5 protein-coding genes are annotated in these 5760 nt (G+C 67.4%); 3 read left to right on the top strand and 2 right to left on the bottom strand.

Going from position 1 to position 5760, the window contains the following annotated elements; translation table 11 throughout:
* Both AS93_RS0115330 and AS93_RS0115325 read right to left on the bottom strand, forming a co-directional pair.
* The coding region (locus tag AS93_RS0115330) for a GspE/PulE family protein (protein ID WP_027591426.1) at positions 1 to 1531 on the bottom strand (1531 nt) is incomplete at its 3' end.
* A 164-nt stretch (positions 1532 to 1695) separates the two neighbouring features.
* Entirely contained in the window at positions 1696 to 3066 is a 1371-nt protein-coding gene (locus AS93_RS0115325; RefSeq protein ID WP_027591425.1) for a CYTH domain-containing protein, read from the bottom strand.
* 150 nt (positions 3067 to 3216) lie between these two features.
* On the opposite strand from AS93_RS0115325, the gene AS93_RS0115320 reads away from it, so the two are divergent.
* The 3 genes from AS93_RS0115320 to AS93_RS0115310 form a co-directional block, all read left to right on the top strand.
* On the top strand, positions 3217 to 3894 hold the full coding sequence (locus tag AS93_RS0115320; RefSeq protein ID WP_027591424.1) for a TIGR00153 family protein: 678 nt from the start codon (positions 3217 to 3219) through the stop codon (positions 3892 to 3894).
* A 39-nt stretch (positions 3895 to 3933) separates the two neighbouring features.
* Positions 3934 to 5199, top strand: a complete 1266-nt coding sequence (locus AS93_RS0115315; protein ID WP_027591423.1) for an inorganic phosphate transporter — start codon at positions 3934 to 3936, stop codon at positions 5197 to 5199.
* Between the two features lie 83 nt (positions 5200 to 5282).
* Positions 5283 to 5760: M20/M25/M40 family metallo-hydrolase (locus AS93_RS0115310; RefSeq protein ID WP_027591422.1), on the top strand; the 478-nt coding region annotated here is incomplete at its 3' end.

The raw sequence follows: 5760 nt of genomic DNA, 5'->3' as shown, positions 1-5760 counted from the left end.
GGGCGCCACCGGGGGGCGCTGCGCTCCACGGCCGGGTCAGCGCCTGCCAGTCCGCCGGCGCAATCTGCGCCGGCGCCTTGCAGTGCGGGCACAGGGTGCGTACCAGGCGTTGCGCCATCACGCCCAGCAGGGTGGCCTTGAGCAGGTAGTGCGGCACGCCCAGCTCCAGCAGGCGGGTGATGGCGCTGGGCGCGTCGTTGGTGTGCAGGCTGGACAGCACCAGGTGCCCGGTGAGCGCCGCCTGGATGGCCATCTCGGCGGTTTCCAGGTCGCGGATCTCGCCGATCATGATGATGTCCGGATCCTGGCGCATCAGCGCGCGCACGCCGCTGGCAAAGCCCAGGTCGATCTGCGGTTGCACCTGCATCTGATTGAAGGTCGGCTCGATCATCTCGATCGGGTCTTCCAGCGTGCAGACGTTCACCTGCGGCGTGGCCAGCTGCTTGAGGGTGGTGTACAGCGTGGTGGTCTTGCCCGAGCCGGTGGGGCCGGTGACCAGGATGATGCCGTGGGGCTGGCGGGTCATGGCCTGCCAGCGCTGCAGGTCGTCCGGGGAAAAGCCCAGTTGATCGAAGCTCTTGAGCAGCACTTCGGGGTCGAAGATGCGCATCACCATCTTCTCGCCGAACGCGGTCGGTAGCGTGGACAACCGCAGCTCCACCTCGCCGCCCTCCGGGGTGCGGGTCTTGATGCGGCCGTCCTGGGGCTTACGCTTTTCCGCCACGTTCAGCCGGCCGAGGCTCTTCAGGCGGCTGATCACCGCCAGGGTCACCTGCGGCGGCAGCTGGTAGACGGTGTGCAGCACCCCGTCGATGCGAAAGCGCACCGTGCCCTGCTCGCGGCGCGGCTCGATGTGGATGTCGCTGGCGCGCTGCTGGTAGGCGTACTGGAACAGCCAGTCGACGATGTTGACGATGTGCGCGTCGTTGGCGTCCGGCTCCTGGTCGCTGGCACCGAGGCTGAGCAGTTGCTCGAAGTTGCCGATGCCGCTGATCTTCTGGTCCAGGCTGGCCGCGCCGCTCACCGAGCGCGCCAGACGGTAGAACTCCTGGGTGTAGCGCTGGATGTCTGCTGGATTGGCGATCACCCGGCGCAAGGGCCGTTTGAGCACATGGCGCAGGTCGGCTTCCCAGCCGTGCACGTGGGGCTCGGCGCTGGCGATGGTCACCGCCTCGCCGTCCGCCGCCACGGCGAGAATGCGGTGGCGCTGAGCGAAGGCATGGGACATCAGCGGCACGACGGCGGCGACATCGATCTTCAGCGGATCGATGCGCAGGTAGGGCTGGCCGGCCTGCTCGGCCAGCCACTGGGTGAGGGTTTCCAGGTCCAGCGCGCGGCCGGGGTGGGCGAGGTCATCCAGTTGCTGGGCGGCGATGACTTCCAGCGGGTGTTGGCGCCCCGTGGCGGCGCCCCGGCGCGCCAGGCACTGCTCGGCGCCGTCCTGGGTGAGGCGGCCACTGGCGACCAGCTCGCGCAGCAGGCCGCCGAGCTCCAGCCAGCGGTCGGCAGCGGGCGGGGTGGAAGCGGACATGGGCGGCTCCTGCTGAGAACGATGGTTCGGCAGGTTAGCGATTCGCCGGGAACCGAGCGGTGCGCCCTTGCACAGTCCGCGCGCAGCGCGGCACATCAAACAGGGTTCGACGCGGGACCTGCGGGAGCGGACAAGTCCGCTCCCGAAAAGCGGGCGGCTGTCCGCTATTTAAGCGCCTTCCAGGCCTTGAGCATCCACACGCGCTTGGCCTGCTCGGCGCGGGCCGGCAAAGTGGTCTCGTCGTCAACGCCCACCGGTTGCAGCGCCAGCTCATGCAGCTTGTGCAGCTCGCCGTACAGGCGATCGGCCTCGGTCACCTCCAGTACGCCGCGCGCCAGGCGCAGCCAGACCAGCATGCGTTCCAGGCGCGGCAGCTGCTCGGGTAGCTCGCTCGGTTGGCGCTGGTAGTTTTCCAGCGGCAGGGCGCCGATCTCCTCGTGCAGGAACTGGGTCAGCCAGCGGCCGATGGCCGCCGCGCCGGCACGCGTGCCACGCGGGTTGCGCTGTTGGGTCCAGCTGCGCGCGAGCAGCCAGTGCGCCAGTTGCAGAGAGAACAGACCCCAGCGGGTGTCGTCCAGCTCGGCGGCGAACTGCTGCGGCGCGACTTGGCGCGCCGCTTCGTCGAGCTGTCCGGCGACGACGCGCGGGCGCCACTCGGCGAGCAGCGCGTCCAGCGCTTCGCGTAGCGCGTGGCTGCTCACCCGGGGCGCGGCCTGGCCGAGGCTGCTAAGCAGCGCGCGCAGGTCGATCAGTTGCTGCAGCCACTGCTCCAGCAGTTTCCAGTGGCCGGTGAAGCGGTACTGCTCGGCCAGCCGCTGGCTGCTGCCGAGCAGGTGCCAGGCCAATGCCGCGACCACCTCGTCCAGCGGCTGTTCGGCGTGCGGTGCCGGCGCCGGCAGGCTCAGGCTGTAGCTGCCGGCGTCGAACAGCCGGTAGCCGCGCTCGGCCTTGCTGATGTCGCAGGGCACCAGCGGCAGGTCGGCCGCCAGGCCGATGGCCAGCTCCAGCAGCACCTCGGGACGGCCCTTGCGCAGCTCCAGCTCCAGCTCGCAGATCTCTTCCTCGCGACCGTCGGCCAGCACCTTGCCCAGGTCCAGGGCGGCCTCGATCAGCACCTCGTCCTCACCCTCGCCCCAGCCGATGTCGGCCTTCTCGCGCACGAAATCGGTGGTGAACAGCGGCTGCAGGCTGGCCTTGTCCAGCTCGGCCAGGCTGGCCGGCCAGCAATCGTCGCCGAGCAGCGCGGGATCCAGCTCGGGGCGTTGCAGGTACCAGTCCCACTCGTTGCGCTCGGACAGCCCGGCCACACTCTGGCCTCGGCTCTTCAGGGTCTGGATGAACTGCTCGCCGTCGCGGCGCAGGCGCAGCGCGACCCGTGCGTGAGCCAAATCCCGACTGGCGGTGTCGTAATACTGGTTGTACAGCTCGACGCGCCGCCAGCCACTGCGATTGCGCCCGGCCAGCAGCGGATGGTCGCGCAGCGCCGCCAGGGAGGCGCGGCTGGCGCGCAGTTTGATTTCGGTTTCTTTGTTCATGGAGGAGTCTCGCGAAAATGGCGTGCATTGTACGGGCAGCACGAGCGGCAGGCGTCACATGCGTAAAATTGTTTCAGATCAGTGACACGAACTGGCCGGCAACGCGAGGCGGCTCTTATAATCCGCCATCTTTCAAACAGGGTCCCCCCTATGCCAACCAACCCCTTCGTCAGCCTGTTCGGGCGTTCGCCCATCGGCCCCATGCAGCAGCATATGGCCAAGGCGCACGAATGCGCGGCCCAACTGGTCCCCTTCTTCCAGGCGGTGATCGCCGAGGACTGGGAGCGCGTCGAGCTGCTCCAGAAGGACATGGCCCGGATGGAGAACGAGGCCGACAAGCTCAAGAAGGACGTTCGCCAGCACCTGCCCAAGAGCCTGTTCCTGCCGGTGCCGCGTTCGGACCTGCTCGATCTGCTCAGCGTGCAGGACAAGATTCCCAACCGCGCCAAGGACATTGCCGGACTGATGCTCGGGCGTACCATGGTCATCCCCCAGCCGCTGCAGGCGCCGATGCTGAACTATGTCAGCCGCTGCGTCGAAGCCAGTGCCCAGGCGCTCAAGGCGCTCAAGGAGCTGGATGGGCTGCTGGAGACCGGTTTCAGCGGTCGCGAGGTGGCGCTGGTCGAGAAGATGGTCGAGGAGCTCGAGGAAATCGAGCGCGACACCGATCGCATGCAGATCACCATTCGGCGCGCGCTGTATGCGCTGGAAAAGGACCTTCCGCCCGTCGATGTGATGTTCATGTACAAGATCATCGAGTGGGTTGGCGACGTGGCCGACCGCGCCGAGCGTGTCGGCAATCGTCTGGAACAACTGCTGGCGCGCTAAGCGCCAGCGTCCTTTTTAGGTATCTACAGGTAATTCGTTATGTCTCTTGTCGCGGACTACGGCTTCGTGCTGCTGGTGCTCGCCTGCGCGTTCGGTTTTTTCATGGCCTGGGGGGTGGGCGCCAACGACGTGGCCAACGCCATGGGTACTTCGGTCGGCTCCCGTGCACTGACCATCAAGCAGGCGATCCTCATCGCCATGGTCTTCGAGTTCTGCGGGGCCTACTTCGCCGGCGGTGAGGTGACCGAAACCATCAAGAACGGCATTCTCGACGCCACCCAGATTCCGCCTGACCTGTTCATCCTCGGCATGATGTCCTCGCTGCTGGCCGCCGGCGCCTGGCTGATGATCGCCTCGGTGAAGGGCTGGCCAGTGTCCACCACCCACTCCATCGTGGGTGCGGTGATTGGTTTCGGCGCCGTCGGCGTGTCGGTCGACGCGGTGAACTGGGGGGCCATCGGCCCGATCGTCGCCAGCTGGGTGGTGACGCCCTTCATGTCCGGCGTCATCGCCTTCGGCCTGTTCATGAGCGTGCAGGCGCTGATCATGAACACCGACAACCCGTTTCAGAAGGCCAAGCGCTACGTGCCGGTGTACATGTTCCTGACCGGCTTCATGGTTTCGATCATGACCTTCAGCAAGGGCCTCAAGCACGTCGGCATCAACCTGTCGTCCGCCGAAAGCATGCTGCTCTCCATCGGCGTCGGCCTGCTGGTGGCGCTGATCGGCATCGCCTTGCTCAGCCGCATCAAGGTCGATGAAGAAGCCGACAAGGCCTTCCACTACGCCAGCGTCGAGAAGGTCTTCGCGGTGCTGATGATCTTCACCGCCTGCTCCATGGCCTTCGCCCACGGTGCCAACGACGTGGCCAACGCGGTCGGTCCGTTGGCCGCCGTGGTGGGCGCGATCCAGGCCGGTGGCGACATGTTGGTCGGTGCCAAGTCCGCGGTGCCGGGCTGGGTGCTGCTGCTGGGCGCCATCGGCATCGTGGTCGGCCTGGCCACCTACGGCTGGAAGGTGATCGCCACCATCGGCAAGGGCATCACCGAACTGACCCCCAGCCGCGGTTTCGCAGCCGAGCTGGCCACCGCCACGACCGTGGTGGCCGCTTCAGCCCTCGGCCTGCCGATCTCCACCACCCACACCCTGGTGGGTGCGGTGCTGGGTATCGGCATCGCCCGTGGCATCGGCGCCCTGAACCTGGGCGTGATCGGCAAGATCTTCACTTCCTGGCTGGTGACCCTGCCGGTGGGTGCGGCGTTCTCGATCCTGTTCTTCCTGATCTTCCGCGCGATCTTCACCTGATCGCCCGCACAGGCGCCATGCCTCGCCGGCATGGCGTCTTTCGTGCTTCACTCCGGGCTTGATCGCACGCACGGAGATGGCCGATGCCCCTTCCCTCGCTCCAGCAGCAATTCGCCGCGCTGATCGCCGCGCCCTCGGTGAGCTGCACTCAGCCGTCCCTCGATCAGTCCAACCGCGAGGTCATCGTCCTGCTGGAAAGCTGGCTCGGCGCGTTGGGCTTTCATTGCGACGTCCAGCAGGTGCAGCCCGGCAAGTTCAACCTGCTGGCCAGTCGCGGCAGCGGTCCCGGCGGGCTGGTGCTGGCCGGGCACAGCGACACCGTGCCCTGTGACCCGGCGCTGTGGCGCAGCGATCCCTGGCGGCTGAGTGAACGCGACGGCCGCTGGTACGGACTGGGCGTCTGCGACATGAAGGGTTTCTTCGCGTTGGTGATCGAGGCCGTGCGCGGTCTGCTCGACCGACCGTTCCGCCAGCCGCTGCTGATTCTCGCCACCTGCGACGAGGAAAGCTCCATGAGCGGCGCCCGCGCCCTGGCCGAGGCCGGCCGGCCGCTGGGGCGCG

Origin of the sequence: Pseudomonas sp. RL, assembly GCF_000647775.1 — a bacterium.
Classification (GTDB): domain Bacteria; phylum Pseudomonadota; class Gammaproteobacteria; order Pseudomonadales; family Pseudomonadaceae; genus Serpens; species Serpens flexibilis.
The sequence above is the reverse complement of the archived record's forward strand: the minus strand, read 5'-3'. Positions and strand labels throughout refer to the sequence as shown.

Bases quoted from the DNA above. Each gene is read 5' to 3' on its own strand.
- AS93_RS0115325 (WP_027591425.1), bottom strand. From the start codon at position 3,066: ATGAACAAAGAAACCGAAATCAAACTGCGCGCCAGCCGCGCCTCCCTG.
- AS93_RS0115320 (WP_027591424.1), top strand. From the start codon at position 3,217: ATGCCAACCAACCCCTTCGTCAGCCTGTTCGGGCGTTCGCCCATCGGC.
- AS93_RS0115315 (WP_027591423.1), top strand. From the start codon at position 3,934: ATGTCTCTTGTCGCGGACTACGGCTTCGTGCTGCTGGTGCTCGCCTGC.